2 protein-coding genes are annotated in these 1344 nt (G+C 44.0%); both read right to left on the bottom strand.

The window, feature by feature from the left end:
- Positions 1 to 795: substrate-binding domain-containing protein (locus NC238_04735; protein MCM1565260.1), on the bottom strand; the 795-nt coding region annotated here is incomplete at its 3' end.
- A 260-nt stretch (positions 796 to 1055) separates the two neighbouring features.
- Positions 1056 to 1344, bottom strand: a 289-nt coding sequence (locus tag NC238_04730; GenBank protein ID MCM1565259.1) for a molybdopterin-binding protein, incomplete at its 5' end; no start/stop codon positions are given.

The following is a 1344-nucleotide window of genomic DNA, read 5'->3' as shown; positions in this document are numbered from 1 at the left end:
TTCCGCAACACCGAATTCTGCAATCATTTTCCGAGCCTGGTCGGTTTTGATCCAGTCAACAAAAGCCTGGGCACCAGCCACGTTCGATTTAGCAAAGCGTTTTGCTGAAATAATGATCATAGAATAGGTATTTTTCATATCATCGGTTTCTTCCAGAAGCATTGATAAATTATCTTCGTGTGCAAGGAAGGTGGCTTTGTCTGAAAGCGTGTAAGCTTGTTTTTCGTCGGCGATAGTCAGTGTCTGTCCCATTCCCTGACCAACACTGTCGTACCATTCTTGTCCGGTTGGATCGACATCGATTGATTTCCAAATCGCATTTTCCTTGTTGTTTGTTCCACTCTCGTCACCACGGGATATGAAATGTGAACCGGAATCAGCAATTTTCTTGAACGCTTCAGCAGCGGTTGCAGAGCCAGCAACCCCAGCAGGATCGTCTGCAGGTCCAACAATGACAAAGAAGTTATACATGAAGGGTAAACGGACCTCATCAAATCCCTCAGCGATAAATTCTTCTTCAGCCGATTTTGAGTGTACAAGCAGAATATCCGCATCACCCATGCGACCTTTTTCAATCGCCGCGCCGGTTCCGGCAGAGGTGATTTCGAGTATATAACCAGTTGCTTTTTCGAATTCAGGTTGCAGGTATGCCATTAGTCCAGAATCATTGACAGAAGTGGTCGTAGACATTCGGATCACCTTATTTTCAGGCTCTTGTGTACAACCGAAAGTAGTAAGTAAAAGGATTGAGACGATGGATAGGACAAGAAGTTTTTTCAGATTAATAGATTTCATATTACCTCACTAAGTTTTTCCTTTTTTCGGAATTTTCTGGATTATACTCAATTATTGACTATTAAGGGGAAACTACACATTTTTTTTGATTTTCTTATAAATGAGAAAAAGGTCATTCGCGACAAAAGGTACCCACATTGCCCATTAATCCATAATGTCGTAGAAGTATTATTAAAAATGAACAGACATAAACCGTTCCGAAAGTCTTCGGAATTGTTTATGTCTGTTCAAAAGTGTGTGTGCTTGTAAAGTTGACTTGCCTAAGATCTCGCGCCAGGTTGAGCGCACTCGTAAGCATCACCACGCAAGGTTTCCACCGCGTGATTCATGACTGGTAAAAAGACTTCCAAGCATTCCAGCGCAGCTCTGGGACTTCCCGGGAAATTTATGATCAACGTTTTACCGCGAAGACCAGCCGTCGCTCGAGAGAGCATCGCAAAGGGGGTAATTTTCAGGCTTTGAGCCCGGATAGCCTCGGCAATACCAGGAGCTGGCCGTTCAACCACAGCCATAGTCGCTTCTGGCGTATTATCCCTCGGCGCAAAGCCA

Origin of the sequence: Dehalobacter sp. (assembly GCA_023667845.1) — a bacterium.
Lineage (GTDB): Bacteria > Bacillota > Desulfitobacteriia > Desulfitobacteriales > Syntrophobotulaceae > Dehalobacter.
Note: the sequence above shows the minus strand (reverse complement) of the source record. Positions and strands in the feature narration are given on the sequence as shown.